General features: G+C 62.8%; 24 protein-coding genes. 11 read left to right on the top strand and 13 right to left on the bottom strand.

Translation table 11 applies throughout. The features are described from left to right. The first annotated feature begins 203 nt into the window (after positions 1-203). Complete coding sequence (locus tag MRBLMS1_RS00445) at positions 204-989, top strand: DNA/RNA non-specific endonuclease (RefSeq protein WP_485877081.1); 786 nt, start codon at positions 204-206, stop codon at positions 987-989. 21 nt (positions 990-1010) lie between these two features. Further along, positions 1011-1265 (top strand): hypothetical protein, encoded by a 255-nt coding sequence (locus tag MRBLMS1_RS00440; RefSeq protein WP_485877080.1) that lies wholly within the window; start codon positions 1011-1013, stop codon positions 1263-1265. 36 nt (positions 1266-1301) lie between these two features. Here the strand turns inward: MRBLMS1_RS00440 and MRBLMS1_RS00435 are convergent, their stop codons facing one another. From MRBLMS1_RS00435 to MRBLMS1_RS00410, 6 genes are all read right to left on the bottom strand, one after another. Further along, the gene (locus tag MRBLMS1_RS00435) at positions 1302-1937 is read right to left on the bottom strand and encodes a VOC family protein (protein WP_128143136.1); all 636 of its coding nucleotides are present in this window, start codon (positions 1935-1937) and stop codon (positions 1302-1304) included. Positions 1938-2039: 102 nt separating this feature from the next. Beyond that, entirely contained in the window at positions 2040-4916 is a 2877-nt protein-coding gene (locus tag MRBLMS1_RS00430) for a M16 family metallopeptidase (RefSeq protein ID WP_485877078.1), read from the bottom strand. A gap of 76 nt (positions 4917-4992) precedes the next feature. Then, positions 4993-5325, bottom strand: a complete 333-nt coding sequence (locus MRBLMS1_RS00425) for a type II toxin-antitoxin system RelE/ParE family toxin (protein WP_485877076.1) — start codon at positions 5323-5325, stop codon at positions 4993-4995. Position 5326: 1 nt separating this feature from the next. Beyond that, positions 5327-5614: a type II toxin-antitoxin system Phd/YefM family antitoxin gene (locus tag MRBLMS1_RS00420; RefSeq protein ID WP_096235600.1), complete on the bottom strand. Its 288-nt coding sequence runs from the start codon at positions 5612-5614 to the stop codon at positions 5327-5329. Positions 5615-5696: 82 nt separating this feature from the next. Continuing rightward, a complete protein-coding gene (locus MRBLMS1_RS00415; protein WP_485877073.1) occupies positions 5697-6767 on the bottom strand; it encodes a sensor domain-containing diguanylate cyclase in 1071 nt (356 codons plus the stop codon). A 5-nt stretch (positions 6768-6772) separates the two neighbouring features. After that, complete coding sequence (locus MRBLMS1_RS00410; RefSeq protein ID WP_485877072.1) at positions 6773-7672, bottom strand: sensor histidine kinase; 900 nt, start codon at positions 7670-7672, stop codon at positions 6773-6775. 288 nt (positions 7673-7960) lie between these two features. Here MRBLMS1_RS00410 and queE point away from each other — a divergent pair, with 288 nt between their 5' ends. The 8 genes from queE to MRBLMS1_RS00370 all read left to right on the top strand — a co-directional run bounded on the left by queE (position 7961) and on the right by MRBLMS1_RS00370 (position 16536). Beyond that, the gene (gene queE, locus MRBLMS1_RS00405) at positions 7961-8596 is read left to right on the top strand and encodes a 7-carboxy-7-deazaguanine synthase (RefSeq protein WP_485877070.1); all 636 of its coding nucleotides are present in this window, start codon (positions 7961-7963) and stop codon (positions 8594-8596) included. Positions 8597-8604: 8 nt separating this feature from the next. Continuing rightward, positions 8605-9051: a 6-carboxytetrahydropterin synthase QueD gene (queD, locus tag MRBLMS1_RS00400; RefSeq protein ID WP_436547489.1), complete on the top strand. Its 447-nt coding sequence runs from the start codon at positions 8605-8607 to the stop codon at positions 9049-9051. Further along, on the top strand, positions 9044-9553 hold the full coding sequence (gene tadA / locus MRBLMS1_RS00395; protein WP_139089227.1) for a tRNA adenosine(34) deaminase TadA: 510 nt from the start codon (positions 9044-9046) through the stop codon (positions 9551-9553). The genes queD and tadA overlap by 8 nt, the downstream gene beginning before the upstream one ends. 192 nt (positions 9554-9745) lie before the next feature. Continuing rightward, on the top strand, positions 9746-12109 hold the full coding sequence (locus MRBLMS1_RS00390) for a TonB-dependent hemoglobin/transferrin/lactoferrin family receptor (RefSeq protein ID WP_485877067.1): 2364 nt from the start codon (positions 9746-9748) through the stop codon (positions 12107-12109). 62 nt (positions 12110-12171) lie between these two features. Beyond that, positions 12172-13329, top strand: a complete 1158-nt coding sequence (locus MRBLMS1_RS00385; RefSeq protein WP_485877065.1) for a hemin-degrading factor — start codon at positions 12172-12174, stop codon at positions 13327-13329. A 152-nt stretch (positions 13330-13481) separates the two neighbouring features. Beyond that, positions 13482-14399, top strand: coding sequence for an alpha/beta fold hydrolase (locus MRBLMS1_RS00380; RefSeq protein WP_485877063.1), 918 nt, complete (start codon positions 13482-13484; stop codon positions 14397-14399). A gap of 32 nt (positions 14400-14431) precedes the next feature. Continuing rightward, a complete protein-coding gene (gene ldcA / locus MRBLMS1_RS00375; protein WP_485877062.1) occupies positions 14432-15349 on the top strand; it encodes a muramoyltetrapeptide carboxypeptidase in 918 nt (305 codons plus the stop codon). Positions 15350-15354: 5 nt separating this feature from the next. Next, positions 15355-16536 (top strand): DUF418 domain-containing protein, encoded by a 1182-nt coding sequence (locus tag MRBLMS1_RS00370; RefSeq protein ID WP_485877060.1) that lies wholly within the window; start codon positions 15355-15357, stop codon positions 16534-16536. A gap of 1 nt (position 16537) precedes the next feature. On the opposite strand, the gene MRBLMS1_RS00365 is transcribed toward MRBLMS1_RS00370, so the two are convergent. Continuing rightward, positions 16538-17251, bottom strand: a complete 714-nt coding sequence (locus tag MRBLMS1_RS00365) for an SOS response-associated peptidase (RefSeq protein WP_485877058.1) — start codon at positions 17249-17251, stop codon at positions 16538-16540. Between the two features lie 142 nt (positions 17252-17393). On the opposite strand from MRBLMS1_RS00365, the gene MRBLMS1_RS00360 reads away from it, so the two are divergent. Further along, positions 17394-17615, top strand: coding sequence for a hypothetical protein (locus tag MRBLMS1_RS00360; protein ID WP_034756009.1), 222 nt, complete (start codon positions 17394-17396; stop codon positions 17613-17615). A gap of 7 nt (positions 17616-17622) precedes the next feature. Here MRBLMS1_RS00360 and MRBLMS1_RS00355 read toward each other — a convergent pair whose 3' ends face one another. The 6 genes from MRBLMS1_RS00355 to MRBLMS1_RS00330 all read right to left on the bottom strand — a co-directional run bounded on the left by MRBLMS1_RS00355 (position 17623) and on the right by MRBLMS1_RS00330 (position 21239). Further along, positions 17623-17868 (bottom strand): hypothetical protein, encoded by a 246-nt coding sequence (locus MRBLMS1_RS00355; protein ID WP_485877056.1) that lies wholly within the window; start codon positions 17866-17868, stop codon positions 17623-17625. A 73-nt stretch (positions 17869-17941) separates the two neighbouring features. Continuing rightward, on the bottom strand, positions 17942-18247 hold the full coding sequence (locus MRBLMS1_RS00350) for a hypothetical protein (RefSeq protein WP_485877055.1): 306 nt from the start codon (positions 18245-18247) through the stop codon (positions 17942-17944). Positions 18248-18490: 243 nt separating this feature from the next. Next, positions 18491-18697, bottom strand: coding sequence for a hypothetical protein (locus MRBLMS1_RS00345; RefSeq protein ID WP_046682793.1), 207 nt, complete (start codon positions 18695-18697; stop codon positions 18491-18493). A gap of 86 nt (positions 18698-18783) precedes the next feature. Beyond that, positions 18784-19353 carry a manganese efflux pump MntP gene (gene mntP, locus MRBLMS1_RS00340; RefSeq protein ID WP_034756017.1) on the bottom strand — a complete coding sequence of 190 codons (570 nt, stop codon included), beginning with the start codon at positions 19351-19353 and terminating at the stop codon, positions 18784-18786. 60 nt (positions 19354-19413) lie between these two features. Next, positions 19414-20268 (bottom strand): undecaprenyl-diphosphate phosphatase, encoded by an 855-nt coding sequence (locus tag MRBLMS1_RS00335; RefSeq protein WP_485877052.1) that lies wholly within the window; start codon positions 20266-20268, stop codon positions 19414-19416. A 95-nt stretch (positions 20269-20363) separates the two neighbouring features. Continuing rightward, the gene (locus MRBLMS1_RS00330; protein ID WP_485877050.1) at positions 20364-21239 is read right to left on the bottom strand and encodes an alpha/beta hydrolase; all 876 of its coding nucleotides are present in this window, start codon (positions 21237-21239) and stop codon (positions 20364-20366) included. Positions 21240-21301 lie beyond the last annotated feature (62 nt).

The raw sequence follows: 21301 nt of genomic DNA, 5'->3' as shown, positions 1-21301 counted from the left end.
TTGAATGGTCGATGCGAACGAATCCAGCCAATCTTAGCAGATATGAATCGCTGTGCGCGGCCTGTTGGCCTTTATTTGCACCAGCTCTGCGCAGGACCGCCTGCACGCCCAGTTTCCGTCGCGCACGCCAGGTTTGCGCGGGTTTGTGATGATGGCCGCCGTCCGCTAGAATGCTGGCCTGCAATGATTTCACTTAGGGAAATATGATTCAACGATCGATCGCCAGGCTGACCCTGGCGTGCGGCTTGCTGGCTTCCGCCTTTGCCGCGAACCTGGCGCATGCCGATGCCTGCCCCGCCCATTACGTCGATGGCCGCAAGCCGGAAATCACCAACCCCAAGCTGGACGTGGCAACCAAAGAGCTGTGCTACAACGTGTTTGGCGTAATGCACTCGGGTATCACGCGCACGCCGCTGTGGTCGGCCGAGCACTTGACGGCGAACAATCTGGAGGCGGCGCAGGACTTGTCTCGCGAAAACTCCTTCCACGCCGAACGCAAGCTGCCCGCCGCCCAGCGCGCGGAATTGGCCGACTATGCGCGCAGCGGCTTCGACCGTGGCCACATGGCACCCAACGGCGACATGCCGGACCGCAAGAGCCAGCGCGACAGCTTTACCCTGTCCAACATGGTGCCGCAAGATTCGCGCAACAACCGCTATGTGTGGGCCGGCATCGAAGGCGCCGTGCGCAAGATGGCCAAGAAAGAGGGCGACCTGTACGTGATCACGGGGCCGGCTTTTATTGGCGGTAACTTGCGCAAGGTGGGCCGGGTGATCGTTCCCAGCCATCTGTACAAGGCCGTGTACAGCCCGCGCCAGCGCGCCGGCGCTGCCTATTTTATTGAAAACGTCGATACCAAGACGTATGAAGTGTTGAGCATTGCGCAACTGGAAGACAGGATCGGCATCGATCTGTTACCGTCGCTGACGCGCCAGCAAAAGTTGCGCATGCTGAGTTTGCCCAAGGTGAAAAGCAAGTCCAAGAAATAAGACCGTCAAAAAGGAAATCCCATGTGCGCAAAGAAATTCGTCCCGTATGCCAATGAAAGCGATGTGCTGGAAATCGGCAGCCTGACCATCGAAAACCGGATCGACCGCATCAGCATCAGCGGCGACATCGACCTGACCCTGGACAAGCCGGGCCTGGCCCTGGCCAAACAGCTGCAAAAACTGCTGGCCGACGTGGTGGCGCAGCTGGAAAAGCGGGAACTGCCCGACCAGCTGCCGCCGCCCGAGGTGACGTCGGTGGCCAATCCGTTCGAGTGAGTTGGCAGCGCGGGGGCGGTTGATCGCCCGCCGCGCTTACAGTTGGCGCAGCCCCTGCGGCGTATTGATGTGGGCGACCAGGCCGGCGCCGCGCTCCGCTGTCGACGCGTGCACAACAAGCTGGCCTTCAAGGCCCAGCGATAGCAGCAAGCGGGCAATGCGTTCCGGTTCGGGATGAAACAGTTCGAGCTTGATGAGGGACAGCCCCTGATCCTGCAGCTTGGCCGCCGGGTGCGCCTCCGCTTGCCACTCGATGAGTGCCGGGGCGACGCCATGCAAGGGCAATGCGCCATCGCCGGGAATGGTGATCAGCCAATTCAGGGCACCCCGGCTCATGGCTTCGATATTGCCAAGCGGCTCCGAGCATGCCGCAACGCTGGCCTCGATATCGGCGGTGCGGGCTATCCAGGTGGCGAGTGCCGGCGCCGCATCGGCGGCCAGGGTGTCAAGCGCGAACCAGCGGGGCCGGGACGGTAGCGGCGCCTCGGGGTCGGGTGCGATCACTTCCAGGTAGACAGCATCGCCTAGCCTTAGCAGAAGGTTATGCGTCCCCATGCGGGTATGCGCTCCGCCAGTCTGAAGTTCTACCCCCAGCGCCAGCCGCACCAGCTCCGCACCCGCTTCCAGCGTTGGCGCCGTGATGGCGATATGATCAATGTGACAGCGTGGCATTCCATATCCTTCACCGCAGGTCGTTGATGTGTTCAAGTCTGGCCACCCCCGATGCACCCCATCCGACATGCTTCCTCAGATGGGGTGATCCAGCACCAGCCCTTACTTCGCGAACGCCTGCGCCGCTGGCGTCACGGTGACGGCTGCGGGCTGGATGTTCAGCTTCATCGCGCCGATGACCTTGTCTTCATCGAGCAGGGCTTGCGGCTTGTTGCCGTCGTACTTGATGGGAGAAAACGCGTCGCTGACGAGTTTTTCCTTCAAGCCGGCCGCATCCTTGGCGACGATCACGACGGACAGGTTCTTCGCCGACAGGTGCTGCTTGATGGCGCGGTTGACGTCCGTCAGCGTCAGTTTTGACAAGCCATCACGCATCAGCTTGGTGAACTCGGGCGTGCCATACCATTGCGAATCGAGCGCATAGCCCAGTTGCTGGTCTTGCGTCGACGTCATGACGAAGACGTTCTTCATCAGGTAGTCGCGCGTGGTGGCGAAAACGTCCTGCGTCAGGCCGTTGTCGACCAGCTTGCCCAGCTCCGTCAGGGCCACGCGCAGCGCGAAGTGAGCGTTGTCCGGCGCCACGGGGCGGATCCAGATTTCGAACAGCTGCGCCTTGCGGCCCAGGTTCGGGTTCGGGAAGAACTGGAACATGCCGCGCGGGAAGGCTTCAATGTACGCATAATCGCCATAGTTCATGCCGCGGATTTCACGGATGCGCTGGTACAGATAGGAATTCGAGGCACGGTGCTCGCCCAGCCATGTCTTCGCCAGCCACAGGGCGGGGAAGTCAGGGTGCGTGCGCGTCACCTCCAAAGGCAGGCCGAAGGAAATGGCCGTGGCGCGCGTGTTTTTCTCGATGATTTCCACTTCCAGGCCGTTCGCCTTGCGGCCCGCGGGTTTCACCGTTGCCGGCAAGCCTGGGCCGGCCGGCAAGCTTGCCAGCGCCTGCGTCAGGGAAGCCGTCATGGCCTCGGAGACGTCGCCGGAAATGCCCACCTTGACGGCGCCTTGCGCGTACGCGCTCTTCCAGAACTGTTTCACGTCGTCGAGGGTGATGGCGTCGATGCCGGCGACCGTGCCCAGCACGGGGTGGCCGTACGGCGTACCCGCATACACATTCGTTTGCAGGCGTTCCTTGGCGAATTCCTCTTCGTTATTGTCTTTCAGGTCCAGCAGCAGCGCGTTCTTTTGCGCATCCTTGAGGCGGCGGAAGTCGTCTTCGCGGAAACCGGGCGAGAGCAGCAGCGGCAGGGCGATGGCGTTGAACTGCGTCCAGTTATCCTTGTGGATGGAGCCCGTAAACGTCGTCATTTCCTTGTCCGTCTGCTGGCTGAAACTGCCGGCCAGCGGGAACAGGGCCTGGTTGACTTCGTCGATCTTGCGCTCGGACGAGCCACCGGACGCCACCATGGACGCCGTCAGCGCGGCCAGGCCTTCCTTGCCTTGCGGGTCTTGCGCGGAACCGGCCATAAACAGCAGCTTGTAGCGGATTTGCGGCAGCGCGGACTTTTGCACCAGCACGTCGAACTTCGCGTTCGAGGCGGCCGGCAGCAGGCTGGCCAGCTTCGGCGTGGTGGCGATGGCGGCGGCCATTGGCTGATGCGACAGGGTCGTCACCACCAGGCCCTCGTCCGTCAGGTATTTGCGCGCGGCTGCCTGCAGGTCGGCCGGTGTGAGCGTATCGATCAGGCGGTAGTACTGGTTGATGGTGGCATACGAGCGGTCGAAATGCACGAACGACGCCAGGGTGCCGGCGATCTGCTCCGTGTTGTCGAGTGAGCGTATCAAACCGTATTTTTCCGCCGACTTGGCGTCCGCCAGGTCTTTTTCGCTCACTGGCGTGTCGCGCAGCCGCGCCACGGTGGCCAGGATGGCGTCGCGCACGTAGACGGCGTCATCGATGCTTTTCACGCGCGCGCCCAGCACGGCCAGGGTCGGGTCGACCCGGTCCGGCGTCATCTCGAACAGCTGGTCGACCTTTTGCTCGTTTTGCACGAGGCGTTTATACAGCGGCGAGGTGCGGCCGAACGACAGCGACAGCAACGTAGCCAGTGCGGCCTGGTCCTTGTCCTTCACGGAAAACGCGGGCGCGTGGAAGCCGACGGCCACCCATGGCAGGGTCGGCGTGGGCCAGGCCACGTGCTTGTAGACGGGGCCGCGCGGGGCCGGTTCCACGGGCACGGCCGCCTGCTGCTTGCCGCGCTGCCAGCCGCTCCAGTATTTTTCCACCAGTGCGATGGCTTGCTGCGGTTCCACGTCGCCGGCGATGATGATGGTGGTGCGCTCGGGACGGTACCAGCGGTCGAAGAAGATCTTCGAATACGCGTACTGGTTCGGCATGTCTTCGATGTCCTGGATAAAACCCATCGTCGTGTGCTTGTAGGTATGCGTCGTGTAGGCGCTGTCGCGCATCACTTCGAACAGTTTCGAGACGGGATTGGCGCTGTTCTTGTTGTATTCGCCCAGCACGGCACGCGATTCCGTCTTGAACGCGTCTTCCGCATAGTCGAGGTGCTGGAAGCGGTCCGCTTCCACCTTCAGCACGGTTTCCAGGTCCTGCTTGGCAAACGTCGTGTGGTAATTGGTCAGGTCGTCGCTCGTATAGGCGTTCTGGCGGGCGCCGGCGCGCGTGATCACTTCCTGGTATTTTTCGGGTGGATAGGCCTTGGTGCCGCGGAACATCATGTGCTCGAAGAAGTGGGCAAAGCCGGATTTGCCCGGCTCGACTTCATTGCGCGAACCCGTCTGCACGGGTATCTGCAAGGAAACGAGGTTCGGGAAGCCGGTCGGCACGATGATGATCTTCAAGCCATTGGGCAAGGTCTTTTCCGTGGCCTTGAACGGCAGCAAATCGGCCTTGCTGGCGGCGGCGCTGTGCGCGGCGGCCGGTTTGACGGGCGCGGCGCCCAGGTTCGACGAGGCCATGGCCGACAGGGCCAAGGCGAAAGCGGGTAATAAAACGGGCATGATTCTTGACACGGGGGCTCCTTCTTTTTTGGAAATGTGGAAAGTGCAACGCCGCAGCATAGAATATTCGTGCCGCCCTGCATAGGGGCTACAAGTCGGGCCGCAGGATGCGGGTCGTGAGATGGCTGAGAAAATCGCGCCGGGTGGGTAGGAACATGCGGATGTACACGATGTCGTGCGCGCGGTCATGGTGGTAGATCACGCGAATCTCTTCGCACAGGCGTTGCCGCACATCCATGCCGACTTCGCGGGCTGCTTCGACGGGCGTGCCGCTATCGGGAAAGGTTTTCAGATCAGAGAATAGTTGCCGGAAAGCGCAGATGAACTGCGCCTGGGCGGCGGCCGTATGGTGCGCCTTGAAATCGCTGCGCAGCTCATTGAAATCGGCTTGCGCGCTTTTCAGCACAACGATGCGCGTCATCTCAAGCCTGGTCGAGGCTGGCCAGGAAATCCTCTTCGGACACGACGTCGCCGCGCGCGATGTCCTGGTTGCCCATGGCGATCAGTTTCATGAACGCATGCTGCTCCTGCATCTGCTGCGCTTGCCGCTTGCCTTCCTGATACGCGTGCATGGACAGCACGACCATTTTCGCTTCGCCATTTTGCGTGATGATGATGGGCTCGTCCTGGCCTGCGTCAAAGCTGTTGACGATCTCCGTCGTATTGGCCTTGAGGTAGGAAATCGGCTTGATGCGTTCCTTGAGGTTCATGGCGTCTCCGGATGCGAAAAATTGTGACAGGACCAAATATACACCAAATTTGGTCGTGTTTCCTGATGATGGGACTTGTTGCTTATGTCAGCGTCGTTTCCGGCAGGCTGATGCGGTTGCGGCCCAGGTGCTTGGCGCGGTACAGGGCGCAGTCGGCCGTATGGATCAATTGGCCCAGCTCCGTGCCGGGGCCGGGCAGGGCCGTGGCGGCGCCGATGCTGACGGTGACGCAGGCGCCGTCCGGACGCTTGCGCGGCAGTTGCAGGCGCTCGACGCGGTGGCGGATGCGTTCGGCCACGATGGCCGCGCCCTTGAGGGACTGGTTCGGCAGGATGACGGCAAACTCTTCGCCGCCGTAGCGCGCCACCAGGTCGTTGGCGCGCATTTCGCTGGCCACGGCGCCGGCCACCTTGCGCAGGCACAGGTCGCCGCCCTGGTGGCCGTGGCTGTCGTTGTATTCCTTGAAATTGTCGACGTCAACCATCAACAGCGACAACGGCTGGCCCTGGCGCTGGGCGCGCTGCCACTCGGCCAGGATGGTGTCGTCGAAGCAGCGCCGGTTGGCCAGCCCCGTCAAGCCGTCGCGCGTGGCCAGGCGTTCCAGTTCCACGTGCGCGCGCTTTTCGTCCGTCATGTCGCGCAGGGTTTCGACGACGGCGATCAGTTCGCCGTGATTGCCGTAGATGGGGCTGGCATCGACGGCCAGGTAGCGCCGCCGTCCCGTGCGCGGCATGTCGCACCAGTTTTCCGCGCACAGATTGCTGCCCGTGCTGCTGCGGTATTGCTGCTGGGTATGCAGGGCGCGCATGTCGCCGCCGCGCCCGGCCAACAGCAGGTCGGCCAGGGTGGGGCGCTCATCGTTGTAAAAGCAGCGGCCCGGTTCGCGCGCACCCAGCACTTCGCTTGCCGGTACGCCCGTCAGCTGCTCGCAGGCGCGGTTCCAGATCATCACCTTGCCATGCACATCGAGTACAAAGGTGGGCACGACCAGCAATTCCATCATCTTGACGGCGAAACCCTGGGCTTCACCATATGGCGATAGGCTGGCATGTGCGTGGCTATCCGGCATGAAAGCATCCTTCTTGGGCGTGAATGGGGCTGGCTCGTTGGCCATGATGCCGCGTGGGGTAGCGATGGTGTTGATATTGAGCAATATTTTCAGTGATGGACCATTGCTTCGTCGTGGCAGACCGGCAGGGGCAGCGACACGCGCAAGGTGGTGCCGGCGCCGCTGCGGCTGTCGATGTGCAGGCTGCCGCCGGCGGCGGCCACGCGCTCATGCATGCCGGACAGGCCGCAACCGAGGCGCGGCGGCGAGCCCGACAGTCCGATGCCGTCGTCGCTGATGCGGCAAGCCACGGTGGCGCCCGTTTGCTGCAGACACAGCTGGACATGCGTGGCGTGCGCATGGCGGGCAATGTTCGCCAGCGCTTCCTGCACCACGTGATACAGCAAGGCGCCATGCGCGCGGCCGGCGGCGGCGTCGAGTTGGTAGTCGCAGCCGCAGCCGATGCCGGTGGTACGCGTAAAGTCGGCCAGCAGTTCGTCGCATGCCGCTTGCAGGCCTGCGTCGAGGGCAGGCGGGCGCAGGTCATGGATGACGCAGCGCAGCGCCGCGATGGTCAGGTCGACATTGCGCGCGATCACGGCCAGCTGTTGCGCCAGCTGGGGCGCCGCCTCATGCGTGCTGGTCTGCAGCATGGACAGGTCGATCTTCAGGGTCAGCAGATGCTGGCCCAGGTCGTCGTGGATGTCGCGCCCGATGCGCAGGCGTTCCTGCTCGCGCGCCTGCTGTTGCCCGCTGGCCAGGCGCGCCTGCTCGCCGTCCTCGCGCAGCTGTTCCAGCGCCTGCAGGCGCAGCGCCAGGCGGTGCTGGCGCCACAGCAGCAGCGTCAGCGCACCGAGCAGGACGGCGCAGGCCGCCATCAAGGGGGAGGGCGCGCCGGCCGGCGGCATCGGTCCCGCCGCGTATCCGGTGTGCAGGGTGGCGAGTGCGCTGGCTGCCAGACAGGCCAGAATGCTCAGACGGTACGGCAGGCGTAGCCAGCGTTGCATCATTTCTCGCTCCCTAAATGTTTTCCAGAAGGCAATCTTATTACAGAAAATATATTAACTGTGGGATATTTATATTGTCTAAACGCAAAAGTCGCGCAGTTATGCCTTTCGCCGTGGCTTTCTGGTCCTTTGGCGCCGCTCGGCCAGGTGACGGGCACGGCATTTGCACGGGAAGTGTCGTGGCGGCATATAATAGAGGGTTGTCAATCGGCTTTTGCGGTTCCGGCGGTATGCGCCGGCATCGCTGCGTACGCCCTGCGCGAGGACGCCAGCCAGCTCTTAGGAAATACAGTGACTTATAGCATCAAAGAGATTTTTTACACCCTGCAGGGCGAAGGTGCGCACGCGGGCCGTCCGGCCGTGTTTTGCCGCTTTTCCGGCTGCAACCTGTGGACGGGCCGCGAAAGCGACCGCGCCACGGCCGTGTGCCAGTTCTGCGACACGGATTTCGTCGGCACGGACGGTGAACTGGGCGGCAAATTCAAGACGCCGCAGGAACTGGCCGCGCTGATCGACAGCCTGTGGCCGGCCAGCTATGCACCGAGCAAATACGTGGTGTTTACGGGCGGTGAGCCGCTGCTGCAGCTGGATACGGCCCTGATCGACGCCATGCACGCGGTCGGCTTTACCATCGCCATCGAAACCAACGGTACCTTGCCCGTGCCGGCCGGCGTGGACTGGATCTGCGTCAGCCCGAAGATGGGTTCCACACTGGTCGTCCACAAAGGCAATGAAATCAAGGTGGTCATTCCCCAGTTCCAGCAAGACCTGGCTGCCTACGAACAACTGGATTTCCAGAACTTCTTCGTGCAGGCGATGGATGGCCCCCTGGCCGCGCACAACATGAAGCTGGCCATCGAAACGTGCAAAAGCAACCCGAAGTGGAAGCTGAGCCTGCAAACCCATAAACTGCTGCAAATACCTTAACAACACATATGCTGACTATCACACGCAAGCTCGAATTCGACGCGGGCCACCGCATTCCCGACCACAAAAGCCAGTGCCGCAACCTGCACGGCCACCGCTACACGGTGGAAATCACTCTGGTCGGCAAGGTCATCGAAGCGGAAGGCAATTCCGACAATGGCATGATCATGGACTTTTCCGACGTGAAAACCCTGGCCAAGCAGCACCTGGTCGACGTCTGGGACCACGCCTTCCTCGTCTACGAAAAAGACACGACCGTGCGCGACTTCCTGGCCAGTCTGCCTGACCATAAAACCGTCGTCATCGACCGCATTCCGACCGTGGAAAACCTGGCGCGCATCGCCTTCGACATTTTGAAGGCCGCGTTTACCGACCATTTCGGCACGGGCTTGCACCTGCATAAGCTGGTGCTGCATGAAACGCCGAATTGCTGGGCAGAAGTCACCGATGACTGAAACGCACGCTAGCGCGCAGGACGCGCGCTACATGCAGCTGGCCCTGGAGCAGGCCCAGCACGCGTGGGACCTCGGTGAAGTGCCCGTTGGCGCCGTCGTCGTCAAGGATGGCGAAGTCATCGCCGTCGGCTACAACCAGCCCATCGGCCGCCACGATCCGACCGCGCACGCGGAAGTGATGGCGCTGCGCGCGGCCGCCGAAAAGCTGGGCAATTATCGCTTGCCCGGCTGCGAGCTGTACGTGACCCTGGAGCCGTGCGTGATGTGTTCGGGCGCCATGCTGCATGCGCGCCTGGCCCGCGTGGTGTATGGCGCGGGCGACCCGAAGACGGGCGCCTGCGGTTCCGTGCTGAACCTGTTCGAGCAGCCGGCGCTGAACCACCAGACGGCTATCGAAGGCGGCGTGCTGGCCGATGAGTGCGGCGCTTTTCTGCGACGTTTCTTTGCCGAGCGCCGCCGCGCGCAGGCCGAGGCGCGCAAGCTGGCCCATCCGCCGGCCTGACATCAGTCCAATGTGCCAGCCATCCCGGCTGGCATTTTTATAATTGTTGCGAAATAACATCTGTCTAGACCAATTGTCATTCTCAAATGAGAATGATTCGTGTTACAGTATTGTTTTCGCCAGCAAACTTTCCTTGCGCATCGTTATCGATCCGGGTTCAAGAGCCAGCCTTTACTCTTAGACCGGACCATCATGACTACTGTGCTTCCGCAGCGCACCGCTGCACCCGTCGTATCCCCAGCTCATCTGCCTGCCCGCCGCCACAACCTGGTGCTGCGCGCCGCCTTGCTGGGCCTGTTCGCCGCACCGATGCTGCCTGCCGTTGCGCAAAATGCCGCCATCAACGCGGGCACGGCCGCCCAGGAACCGGCCAAGCTGCCTGTCTTCCCGGAAATCGTCGTCAATGCCAAGCAGGATTACGAGCGCCGCGCCGGCACCAAGACGGTCATCAGCAGCGACGACCTGGAGCGCCGTGGCGTGACGGACATGGGTGGCATCGTGCGCTACCAGCCGTTGATCAGCACGCCAATGGCGGCCTCGGGCGCCGGCAGCGTGTGGGATGGTTCGGGCAACACGGGTTACAACATCCGTGGACTGGAAGGCAACCGGGTCAGCCTGGACGTCGATGGCATTTCCTTGCCCGACGCGGCACCTAAGCCCGATGGGAATACCCTCAATGCCTTCGGCACGGGCCGTGATTATTTCGATCCTGAAACCTTCCGCGAAGTGCGCATTGATTCGGGCACGACGGCCGTCAGCGGCGCCAGTCCTGGCCTGGGCGGCGGTGTGGCCTTTGTCACCAAGTCGCCCGAGGATTACCTGGGTGAAGGGCAAGACCATTACGTGGCCTATAAATACGGCCGCGCGACGGCCGACCGCAGCAATGCGCACACCCTGACGGGCGCCGCCAAGCTCGGCGCCAGCCTGCAAGGACTGGCCGTGTACGTGCACCGCGATGGCGAGCAGCTTGACAGCCGCGGCAGCGCTACCGTCAATCCCGACGACTGGCATTCGAACGCCTTGCTGTCCAAGCTGGTGTGGACCTTGCCTGGCGAACAGAAGCTGGACTTGACGGTCGATATGTTCGAGCGCAAGAACAAGCGCGATCTGCGCAACAAGGTCAGCACGTATTATCCGACCGGCGTGCAGCAGGATTCCACCACCAGGCGCACGCGCGTCAGCCTGGGTCATGACGTGGTGCTCAAGGATTTTGCCCTGTTCGACCGCCTGACGTCGAAAGTGTATCTGCAGAATGCGAAAACCGATGACAAGACGCAAGGCCTCTACACCTTCGGCAGCCCGGCACAGCGTACCATCGACACCAGCTTCAAGAATGACAGCATCGGCTTGACGTCGGAAGCGCTCAAGCAGCTCAATGCGAACAATGCGCTGCTGTACGGCGTGCAGCTGGAACAGCTGAAAACGCGCCGTCCATGGCGCGAAGACCGTGTCATCGTTGCCACGGGCCAGCATCAGATCACCAACAAGAACCGCATGGCCGACATGGACACAACCAAGCTGGCCCTGTACGTGCGCGACGATCTCAGTTTCAATCTGGCCGGCAAGAAAGCCGTGCTGACGCCGGGCTTGCGTGCCGACTACCGCAAGAACGAGCCGAAAAACCTGCAAAACTATGTGATCGCCGTGCCGAACGCGGCCAAGGAAGTGCGCAAGGAAAGCGACACCTATTTCACGCCGAGCCTGAGCCTGTCCGTGGAAGTGTTGCCGCAAATGAACGCCTACGCCACCGTGACGCGCGGCACGCGCCTGCCGACGGCGGCCGAGCGCACGGGCACCTATGATTCCTTCAGCTACACGGGCCGCGGGACGGGCTATGCCGTGCTGGGCAATGCGAACTTGCGCAAGGAAACCAGCCAGGCCTATGAACTGGGTTTAAAGGGCGACCTCGTCAAGGGCTTGAGCATGCACGCGTCCGTCTACCAGACGGAATACAAGAACATGATCGAGTACGTGATGCAGGAAGATGATCCCGTGAACTATCCCACCATCGTGCAGGGTTTGTTCCGCCCGGAAAACATCGGCGATGCCCGTACCTGGGGCGGCGAGCTGACCCTGCGCGCGGAGCTGGGTGCCTGGGCACCGGCCATGCAGGGCTATCGCGTCGACCTGGCCACGGGCGTGGCCAAGGGTCGCTCCTTCAATACCCGGACGGGCGAGAGCGGCGGCCTGGCCTCGGTGGCGCCAGCCAAGACGGCGCTGACCTTCGGTTACGACCACAGCAACATGCTGTTCGGCCTGGAACTGACGGCGCTGCATGCCGGCGACAAGCAGGCGCCGAACGACTTGCTGATGGGCTCGACCGCGCCGCGCTTCAAGGTGCCGTCGTACACCATCTTCGACTTGTCGACTTACTGGAACGTGCACAAGAACGCCAAGATCATCGTCGGCGTGTACAACTTGACGGATCGCAAGTACTGGGATTACGCCGCCTCGCGCAGCCTGTCCGCCGGCACCACGGCCGCCAGCCGTGCCGAGATCGAGCGCTACGCCAAGCCGGGCCGCAACGTCGCCGCCAGTCTCAGCATCAGTTATTGATTTTTAACCGGGGAGGGGTGCTTGCCCCTCTGTTTTTCCATGTTTGATTGAATGGTCTCTCTATGAAGTTATCCAAACTCGTTCTATCCCTGCTAGGCAGCCTGCTGATCGCAAACGCATACGCGGCCCCAGCCACTTTGGCGGAACGCTGGTCCACCTTGCGCACGGAACAGCCGAAGCTGCAGATCCGCGACGCGGCCCGCGCGCTGGGTGTGTCCGAAGCACAATTGCTGGCAACCAATATCGGCAAGGGCGTCACGCGCCTGCAGGCCGACGGCAACCAGCCGCGTGAAATCATGCGCGCCGCGCTGGACCTGGGCATCGTGCAAGCGATCACGCGCAATGAAAACGGCGTCATTGAAACGACGGGCGTCGCCAGCAAGTTCAAGCAGGCGGGCGACAAGTCGGAACAGGCCGACGCCAAGCAGGATCCGGAAACGGAAGCGCGCCAGCGCAATATCGCGGGCGGCTACCTGGGCGGCCAGATCGACCTGCGTTTCCACTTTGAAAACTGGAAATATGCATTTGCCGTGGAGCAAGCGGGCCGCGATGGCAAGCCGACGCGCAGCCTGCAATTCTTTGATGCCAACGGCACGGCCGTGCACAAGATCTACCTGCGCAACGAGCCTGGCGTGGCCGTCTACGACAAGCTGGTGGCCACCTTCCGCATGCCTCAGCAAAGCGCCGAGCTGAACGTGCTGGCCGTGGCGCCCAAGGCCGCTGAAAAGCCGGACGCCGAAATCGACGTCAAGGAATTCCAGCTGGCCTGGAAAGACATGACGGACGTGCACCAGTTTGCGCAAATCATGCGCGAGTTCCATCTGTCGCGCGAACAGGCGCTGCGTCTGGCGCCGGCCGGCGTGGTCGAGCGCGTGACGCCGGAAGCGCTGCGCACCCTGCTGGAAAACGCGGCCAAGGACAAGGTCGCCATCATGGTGTTCCTGGGCAATGAAGGCTTGACGCAGATCTACAGCGGCAAGATCGAAAAAACCATGGCCGCCGGCGGCTTCTTCAACGTGCTGGACCCGGACTTCAACCTGCACATCCGCGACACGGCCCTGCGCAGCGGCTGGGTCGTCAAGCGCGGCGGCGTCACTTCTGTCGAATTCTTCGACAAGGAAGGCACGCAAGTGGTCTCCTTCTTCGGCGTGCGCGAACGCGGTAAACCGCAGCCGCAAGCGTGGGTGGACTTGGCCGATTCCTTGCCTAAGGCCAAGTAAGGTGCAGCAAGGTTGCCGCGCGCCGTACCGGCGCGGCAACACTTCAGCTGAGTGCCGCGTGCCGGTCTCATGTCTGAAGCACAATAGTGGTATGCTGGTTGCAAGGCCGCAGCGATCGTGCCTGCGTGCTGGTTCCTGTAAGAGAGGCAATCATGGCAACCATCATGGCGAACGGCCTCAACATAGCTTATGAAAGCCACGGCGACCCCAACGATCCGTGCGTGCTGCTCGTCATGGGCCTGGGCATGCAACTGATTGCCTGGCCGGCGGACTTCGTCGAAGGCATCGTCGAGCAAGGTTTTCACGTGATACGTTTCGACAACCGCGATAGCGGCCTGTCGAGCAAGATGGCGCTGGCGGGCAAACCGTATCTGCCGCTGGCCTACGTGAAAAACTTGCTGGGCTGGCCCCTCAAAACTTCCTACACCTTGAATGACATGGCGGACGACGCGCTCGGTTTGCTGGCGGCCCTGCGCATTGCGCAAGCGCACGTGATCGGCGTGTCGATGGGCGGCATGATCGCGCAAGTGATGGCGGCGCGCGCGCCGCTGCAGGTGCTCAGCCTGACGTCCATCATGTCGAGCAGCGGCCGGCGCGGCTTGCCCGGCCCCACGCGGGCCGCGCGCAATGCGTTATTGCAACGTCCGAAACGCAATGCCAGCCGCGCCGAACTGATGGCGCACATGGCGGCCACCGTGCGCGTCATCGGCAGCCCTGCCTATCCCGTGTCGGAAAAACTGCTGTACCAGCGCATCGAAGCGGCGCTGCAGCGCGGCAGCTGCCCCGAAGGCGTGGCGCGGCAGATGGTGGCCATCGCCGCCTCGGGCGAGCGCACGGCATTGTTGCCGAGCATCAGCTGTCCGGCGCTGGTGATCCATGGCGCGGCCGACCCCCTGATCCCCGTCGCCTGCGGCATCGATACGGCGGCGCTGATCGCGGGCGCCCGGCTCGAGGTGATCGAAGGCATGGGGCACGACATGCCGCCCCAGCTGATCGAGCGCCTGCTTGCCTTGATCGATGTGCATCTGCAAGGTAAGATGGCGCCCCAGATGCGCTCCCAGCCAGCCTAGGCGCGCCCACCATTTTTGAAGGCACGGGCATTTTGAAGACACCTGAGATTGGCATCGCCATCGTCGCGCCGGGCGGTTATGCGCCCGACGCGGCGGCTTTGGAACGCGGCATCGCCCGCTTGCAGGCGCAAGGCGCCACCGTCCACAATTACTACGACCCCGACCACACATTCCAGCGCTTCGGCGGCACGGATGCGGGCCGTCTGGCGCAGCTGAACGCGGCCGCTGCCGACCCGGCCGTGCAGGTGGTGATCGCCTTGCGCGGCAGCTACGGCATCAGCCGCATCCTGCCCGAGATCGACTTTACCGCCATGGCGGACAGCGGCAAACTGTTTGTCGGCTACAGCGACTTCACAGCCTTCCACATGGGCTTGATGGCGAAAACGGGCCGCGCCAGCTTTGCCGGCCCCATGATCTGCGACGATTTCATCCGTGACGAGCCCGAGCAATTTACGCTCGATCAACTGTGGTCGTGCCTGGCCGGCCCCATGCACACGGTCACGGGCACGGCGGCGGGCAATCCGCAGGTCGCGCTGCAAGGCAAGCTGTGGGGCGGCAACCTGGCCATGCTGGTCCACTTGCTCGGCACGCCGTATTTCCCCGAGATCGATGGCGGCATTTTGTTCCTGGAAGACGTCAACGAACACCCGTACCGGGTCGAGCGCATGCTGCTGCAATTGCTGCACGCGGGCGTATTTCAGCGCCAGCAAGCCGTGGTGCTCGGCGATTTTTCCGCCTATAAATTGAGTCCGATGGACAATGGCTACGATTTCGACGCCATGCTGGCCTACGTGCGCGAACGCCTGCCCGTGCCCGTGCTGACAGGGCTCGAGTTCGGCCATATCCGCCGCCGGGTCACTTTGCCGTTCGGCGGACACGCACGCCTGCAATCGGATGCGTCCGGCTTCAGCCTGCAAGTGACAGACTACCCGACCCTGGCGCGTCCCTGAACTCCATGAGCGCCAAACCCGGCAGATTGCTGCAGCTCGACGTGCTGCGCGGCATCGCCGTGTTTGGCATCTTGCTGGTCAATATCTGGGGCTTTGCCTGGGGCACCTTGTCCCTGCGCTACGGCACCTTGCCGGCCCAGCCGCCTGTACTCGACCAGCTCGTCATTTTTGGCGTGGCGGCGCTGGCGCAATTCAAGTTCTATCCCATCTTCGCGTTTTTGTTCGGCGCCGGCTTTGCCCTGCAGACACGTTCCCTGAAACGCCAGCTGGGCAGCTGGGAGCAGGCGCAAGCGGCCTATCGGCGCCGGCTGCGCTGGCTGCTCGTGTTTGGCCTGCTGCACGGTTTCCTCATCTGGAGCGGCGACGTGCTGACCTCGTATGCGGTGGCCGGCATGCTGATCCTGCCGCTGGCAGCCGCCAAACTGAGCCGCATACGCAACCGCGCCTGGCTGGTGGCCGCCGGTTTTCTATTATTCATGTGCTTGCTGATTCCCATGGACCAGCAGGGCGGCGCGCCGGACATCGCGCGCGACCTGCAAGGCTTTGCGGACCGCTACGCCATCTACACGCAGGGCAATGTGCTGGCCGTGGCCAGACTGCGCGCCAACGATTTTCTCGTCTCCTTGCTGTACGCCATCGTCATGCTGCCGCACATCATCGTGCTGTTCCTGCTGGGCATCTTGTCCGTGCGCTGTGGCTGGCTGACGCAGCCGCAGCGCCACCAGCTGCTATGGCGCCGCGTGCGTGCCGCAGGGCTGGGCGTGGGCTTGCCGTTCAACCTGCTGGCGGCGGGCGCCGTCGCGTGGCAGGTGACCGATCCGTATCAAACCGTATTCGACACGGCCCTGTTCGAAGTGGGCCTGTTCGCCGGCGGCCCCGTGCTGGCGGCCGGCTATGTGGCGGCGCTGATGCTGGCCGGTCCTTTCATGCTGCGCTGGCTAGCGGTATGGCTGGTGCCCGTGGGACGCATGGCGCTCAGTAATTATCTGCTGCAATCCCTGATCGGCACTTGGCTGCTGCAGGGGCCGGGACTGGGCTGGGGCGGAACGCTGCGTCCGGCCGAGATGCTGGGACTGGCCGTGCTGATCATGGCAGGGCAGGTGCTGCTGAGCTGCTATTGGCTGCGGCATTTCCGCCAGGGACCAATGGAAGCGCTGTGGCGCCGGCTGGCGCGATTGCCCGCCTGAGTTAGTCGCCCCAGTCGAACGCGCTTTGCGCCGCGGCCGGTGGTGGCGGCTTGGGTTTGGCCGACGGCACGAGGGGATTATCGACGGCATGCCACTCGAACAGTTCCACGTCGAGCATGCAGGTGCGCGCCAGGTGCAGTGCCTGCTCTGGCGTCAATGCGGGGTCGAGCCAGCGGTGCGCGTCTTCCAGGCTGACGGCCACGGGCCGGCGGTCGTGGATGTCGACCATGCCGCCGAGGCTGTCGGCCGTCACCAGCACGAAACCCGCTTCTTCGCGGCTGTGCTTGTACGGGCCGAACTGGGCCAGCGCCAGCAGGAACAGGGGCGCGCGGTCCTTGCGGTGGATGTGCCACGGCTGCTTGCTGCCTTTTTCTCCCGTCCATTCATACCAGCCATGCACGCAGACGATGCCGCGTCCCGCGCGCAGCAGGGGCTTCCAGTAGGACCCGGCAAGTTTTTCCAGGCGGGCGTTGATGGCGATGGGGATTTTTTTCTTGCCGGGCGCGAGCATGGCTTGCGCGGCCCAGGCGGGGCGGTAGCCCCAGAAGACATCGTCGACCCTGTGCACGCCATCCTGGATATGCAGCACGGGCCGGTAAGTGCCGGGCGACACGTTCAGGTGCGGCTCGGCCTCGCTGTCGAATACCGCGTCGGTCCAGCCGAACGATGACGCCAGCTCGGGCGCCGTGTCATTTTGATCGAGTCGTCCACACATGTTGAAATCATACCCGATCACCGGGCGCCGCGAGGCAGGCGCGTGCGTGCTTTCTGTGTGTGATCAAACGTACAGACTGCTTGCGCGCGCGGGCGCACAGTGAGGTCTGTCAGGTCCCTGACGCTTTCGCCTCGGAGGAAATATGTCTTTTGAAAATCCCACCATCCACAAAGGTTTTATCATCAGCGCCACGGCCAGCCAGCGCCGCGATGGCCGCTGGGTCGGCTCGTATGTCAGCCAGAACCAGGCGTGCGGCGCCTATGCGGACACCTGCGACTATGACGATTGCAGCAATGAAAAGGAAGCGCAGCAACTGGCCTTGTCGATCGGCTGGCGCTTGGCCGATGGCGTGCCGGCGCGCTGAAGTCGCCTTAGCGCTTGCCCCGCAAGGCCAGCAGCAGGCCGGCGAACGGCAGCAGCAGGGTAGCGCCCAAGCGTACGGAGGTCAGCGATGCGATCTCCACGCCCAGTACATAAGGCAAGGCCAGCAGTAACAGGGGGGCGGGCACGGCAATCGCGAAGAAAAACAGATACCACGAGTAGCCATTTTTCTTGGCCAGCAAGGCGATCAGGGCGCAGCCGACGAGGAAGACCAGCGGTAAATTCACAAATTCCATGGTGTTGAGTTTTCATCCGGGAAAGCGCGTCATTATACGCGCCGCCCCGGACGACCGGATGGGCTTGCCTGCGTCAGTTACCGACGAAATCCGGCGGCTGCGACGCCTGTTTTCCAGCCAGCTGCCCATCGGCCGGCAGCAAGGCCTTGATGGCGCCGTTATAGATGAGTTCCTGCGCATACGCCGATGCTTCGATCAAGGCCGCATGCACGGACTTGAAACTGCTCGGCGTTTCTATCAATACGGGCTTGGCATACACCTGCTGCGTATCGCCGCGCTTGCTGATCAAAATCATGCCCCGGTAGCGCCCATCCTTCTCCAGCGCCCCCGCCACATGAAATTTATACCCTCTGATCTGGTGTTTTTGTCCCTGATCCATGTATCCCGCCTCCAGACCTGATTGTCATGGCTTTGGACTAACGATTCGATTAGAACGGTTGAGTGTTTGATCTGAATCAATACCCACATTCTTGACCACCATCCAACGAACGTCACGACGGCTGCCGCAAGCGTAGCGAGCGAGGTGATTTGTGGCTGAGAAGCGCAACCGCACTGAAGTGCGGTGAGCATCGCCAGCCGCAAGGCGCCCCGCGCAGTACGCAGTAGCTTGCGGCAGCCGTCATCATCCAGCGCGTATGGCGCGGATCTGTTGGGCGGTTTCCTCGATCTCCCGATACGCTTCCTGGATATAGCCATTGATCGGGTGTCCATCCATCCACTCGAAATAGGCGCGCTCGTCGTGTTTGATGGCAAAAGGAATGTGGTGGTCGCGTATCGACTCGGCCGTTTCGCGCACCAGCGAGGCAAAAAGCAGCTCAATAGTTTCCATAATGGTCACCTTGTGAGACAGGAATGCAGAGCATTGAATGTAGCACAAAGCGCGCCGCCGGGGCCGCGCGTATCGGCTGCCGGACCTCAGGCCGGATGGCCGATATGCTCGTACAGGATCACGCAGCCGATGACGATCAGCACGAGGCCGCCCACCAGTTCGGCGCGCCGGCCCGCCACCGTGCCCAGCACGCGGCCCAGCATCACGCCCAGGGTCACCATGACGAAAGTGGAAAAGCCGATGGCGGCGGCTGTGACGACAATATTCGCGCCCAGCAAGGCCAGGCCCGCGCCTACGACCATGGCGTCGATGCTGGTGGCCAGGCCCGTGACGGCCAGCACCCAGAACGAGTGTGACTGGGCCGGCGCTTCCTCCTCGTCGCTATCGCTCAAGGCATTGCGTATCATCAGCAAGCCGATGATGCCCAGCAGGCTGAAGGCGATCCAGTGGTCCCACGCTTCCACGTAGGGCGCCGCCACGCTGCCCAGGGCCCAGCCGATGATGGGCGTGATGGCTTCGATGACGCCAAAAATCAGGCCCGTGCGCAGCGCCTCGCGCCATTGCGGCTTGTGCAGGGCGGCCCCTTTGCCCACGGCGGCCGCGAAGGCATCGGTGGACATGGCAAGCGAGAGGGCGGCGGTGGCGGCGAAATTCATCGTTGGCTTTCAGTAAAACCTGGCTGGGATGGATGGTTGCAAATTGCAAACCCGGCGATTTTACCCCAGGTACAGCACCACCATGGAAGCGGCCAGGCAATACGCACCAAAGAAATGCCAGCGTCCTTGTTCGAGCCAGCGCGACAGCCAGCGCAGGGCCAGCAAGCCGGCCAGGAACGACAGCAGCATGCCCAGCAGGCTGGGGCCGAGCAGGTGCAGCAGGCTGTTGCCGTGTTCCAACTGGTCCAGGCTGCCATTTGCCACGGCCTGGTAGAAGCGCCAGCCTTCCTTGGCCAGCACGGCCGGCGTCAGGACGACGGCCAAGGCGAAGCTGAATTCCTCGGCGCGGCGCTGCGGCACGCCCATGGCGATGCCGGCGGAAATGGTGGCGCCCGAACGGGAAAAGCCCCGGAAGGGCAGGCAAAGGCCTTGTACGGCGCCGATCACCATTGCCTTGCCGATGGACAAGGTGCCATGCTGGCGCCCTTGCTGGCGCGAGGAGACGATGATCAGCACGCCGGCGGCGGCCAGCGCGACGGCCATCAGTTTCGCGTTGCCGAACAGGTGTTCGATTTCAAAGCCGGGCGCATCTTTGCTCATGACGTGCGTAATGCCCTTCAGCAAGCCGAAGCCGACGATGCCCGTTAGGGCCGTGGCCGCTGCGAGCAGCAGGACGTTGCTGCGAAAAGCGCTGGCCGAACTGAAATAGGTGGCGCGCCAGGATGTCCAGAAATACACGATGACGGCGAACATGGTGCCCGTGTGCAGCATCACCAGCAGCATGGTCAGTTCCGGCGATGTCGGGTCCAGGCCCATCAGTTTCTCCGCCATGATGACGTGGGCGGAGCTGGACACGGGCAGCAGCTCGGCGAAGCCCTGGACGATGGAAAGAATAAATAGTTGAAGAAAACTCATGGGTATCTGTACTCGGGCGGGAAAAGCAGGGCCGCCGATTTTACCCGCCAGATGTGGCGAGCCAGCCCCGCGCCAGATTACAGTTTGTCCATGTCTTACTGCCGGGCCGGCTCTTGCGGCTTGAACACGGCGCGGAAAGCCTTCAGGGCTGCGGGATGGTAGATCGTGCCATGGGTTTCTTCCGGCATCTTTTCCACATGCCATTGCAGGCCGGACGGCGCCTGTTTCGCCAGCACGTCGGCCAGGCGCTGCACTTCGATGGCGATACCCGCTTCGCTGCTCGACGCCAGGTACAGGCTGCGCTTGCCTGGCTTGCCTGGCTTGCCCTTGGCCAGCAAGGTTGCCGCTTCGCGCGGCAGGGCGCCGCGATTCCACCACAGGCTGGGGTCGAACGCCAGGTAATGGTCGAACAGCTGCGGTTCCAGCAGATACGTTTCCACCACGAACAGGCCGGCCAGCGATTCGCCGACGATAGCCGTTTCGCCCGTCGTGCGGTAGCGGCGCGCAATTTCCGGCATCAGTTCATCGCGGATGAAGGCCCGGTAGGTGGACGCGCCGCCCACCACGGGGGAGATCTTGCGGTCTTCCGCGCTGTCCGTCGGCCCCGTCAAGTCGCGCCGGCGCTGCGTGTTTTGCATGCCGACCAGCATGAAGGAGCGCATCGTGCCATTTGCTACCATCACTTGCAGCAAGCCGGCCACGTGCAGGAAATCTTCCGCCACGCCACCGTCCGGCATGTACAGCACGGGCAGTGGCGCATCGGGCGGCGTATCCCAGGCGCGCGCCATGTACACATTGATGTGGCGCTTTTCCTGCAGCGCCTGCGAATCGATGCTGAAACTTTCACCGATGACGAGCGGCGTGGCCGCGCTGGAGGCCGCGGTAATGGCGGGCGCGGCAGTGGCGAGATGGAAGGGGCTGGACAGCAGCAGGGCGGCGGTGAGGTGCAGTGCAAGGCAAGAGCGGCGCATGTTTTCCCGTGATAAGAGTTGGATCGATGGCATGTACGCGTATGGACATGCCATCGGGCGAT

The sequence above is a fragment of the Massilia sp. LMS1-1-1.1 genome, from assembly GCF_040815535.1.
Classification (GTDB): Bacteria; Pseudomonadota; Gammaproteobacteria; order Burkholderiales; family Burkholderiaceae_D; genus Janthinobacterium; species Janthinobacterium aestuarii.
This window is presented reverse-complemented; position numbering and strand designations above follow the sequence as displayed.

Bases quoted from the DNA above. Each gene is read 5' to 3' on its own strand.
- MRBLMS1_RS00445 (WP_485877081.1), top strand. From the start codon at position 204: ATGATTCAACGATCGATCGCCAGGCTGACCCTGGCGTGCGGCTTGCTG.
- MRBLMS1_RS00440 (WP_485877080.1), top strand. From the start codon at position 1,011: ATGTGCGCAAAGAAATTCGTCCCGTATGCCAATGAAAGCGATGTGCTG.
- MRBLMS1_RS00435 (WP_128143136.1), bottom strand. From the start codon at position 1,937: ATGCCACGCTGTCACATTGATCATATCGCCATCACGGCGCCAACGCTG.
- MRBLMS1_RS00425 (WP_485877076.1), bottom strand. From the start codon at position 5,325: ATGACGCGCATCGTTGTGCTGAAAAGCGCGCAAGCCGATTTCAATGAG.
- MRBLMS1_RS00420 (WP_096235600.1), bottom strand. From the start codon at position 5,614: ATGAACCTCAAGGAACGCATCAAGCCGATTTCCTACCTCAAGGCCAAT.
- MRBLMS1_RS00410 (WP_485877072.1), bottom strand. From the start codon at position 7,672: ATGATGCAACGCTGGCTACGCCTGCCGTACCGTCTGAGCATTCTGGCC.
- queD (WP_436547489.1), top strand. From the start codon at position 8,605: ATGCTGACTATCACACGCAAGCTCGAATTCGACGCGGGCCACCGCATT.
- tadA (WP_139089227.1), top strand. From the start codon at position 9,044: ATGACTGAAACGCACGCTAGCGCGCAGGACGCGCGCTACATGCAGCTG.
- MRBLMS1_RS00390 (WP_485877067.1), top strand. From the start codon at position 9,746: ATGACTACTGTGCTTCCGCAGCGCACCGCTGCACCCGTCGTATCCCCA.
- MRBLMS1_RS00385 (WP_485877065.1), top strand. From the start codon at position 12,172: ATGAAGTTATCCAAACTCGTTCTATCCCTGCTAGGCAGCCTGCTGATC.
- MRBLMS1_RS00380 (WP_485877063.1), top strand. From the start codon at position 13,482: ATGGCAACCATCATGGCGAACGGCCTCAACATAGCTTATGAAAGCCAC.
- MRBLMS1_RS00370 (WP_485877060.1), top strand. From the start codon at position 15,355: ATGAGCGCCAAACCCGGCAGATTGCTGCAGCTCGACGTGCTGCGCGGC.
- MRBLMS1_RS00365 (WP_485877058.1), bottom strand. From the start codon at position 17,251: ATGTGTGGACGACTCGATCAAAATGACACGGCGCCCGAGCTGGCGTCA.
- MRBLMS1_RS00360 (WP_034756009.1), top strand. From the start codon at position 17,394: ATGTCTTTTGAAAATCCCACCATCCACAAAGGTTTTATCATCAGCGCC.
- MRBLMS1_RS00355 (WP_485877056.1), bottom strand. From the start codon at position 17,868: ATGGAATTTGTGAATTTACCGCTGGTCTTCCTCGTCGGCTGCGCCCTG.
- MRBLMS1_RS00350 (WP_485877055.1), bottom strand. From the start codon at position 18,247: ATGGATCAGGGACAAAAACACCAGATCAGAGGGTATAAATTTCATGTG.
- MRBLMS1_RS00345 (WP_046682793.1), bottom strand. From the start codon at position 18,697: ATGGAAACTATTGAGCTGCTTTTTGCCTCGCTGGTGCGCGAAACGGCC.
- mntP (WP_034756017.1), bottom strand. From the start codon at position 19,353: ATGAATTTCGCCGCCACCGCCGCCCTCTCGCTTGCCATGTCCACCGAT.
- MRBLMS1_RS00335 (WP_485877052.1), bottom strand. From the start codon at position 20,268: ATGAGTTTTCTTCAACTATTTATTCTTTCCATCGTCCAGGGCTTCGCC.
- MRBLMS1_RS00330 (WP_485877050.1), bottom strand. From the start codon at position 21,239: ATGCGCCGCTCTTGCCTTGCACTGCACCTCACCGCCGCCCTGCTGCTG.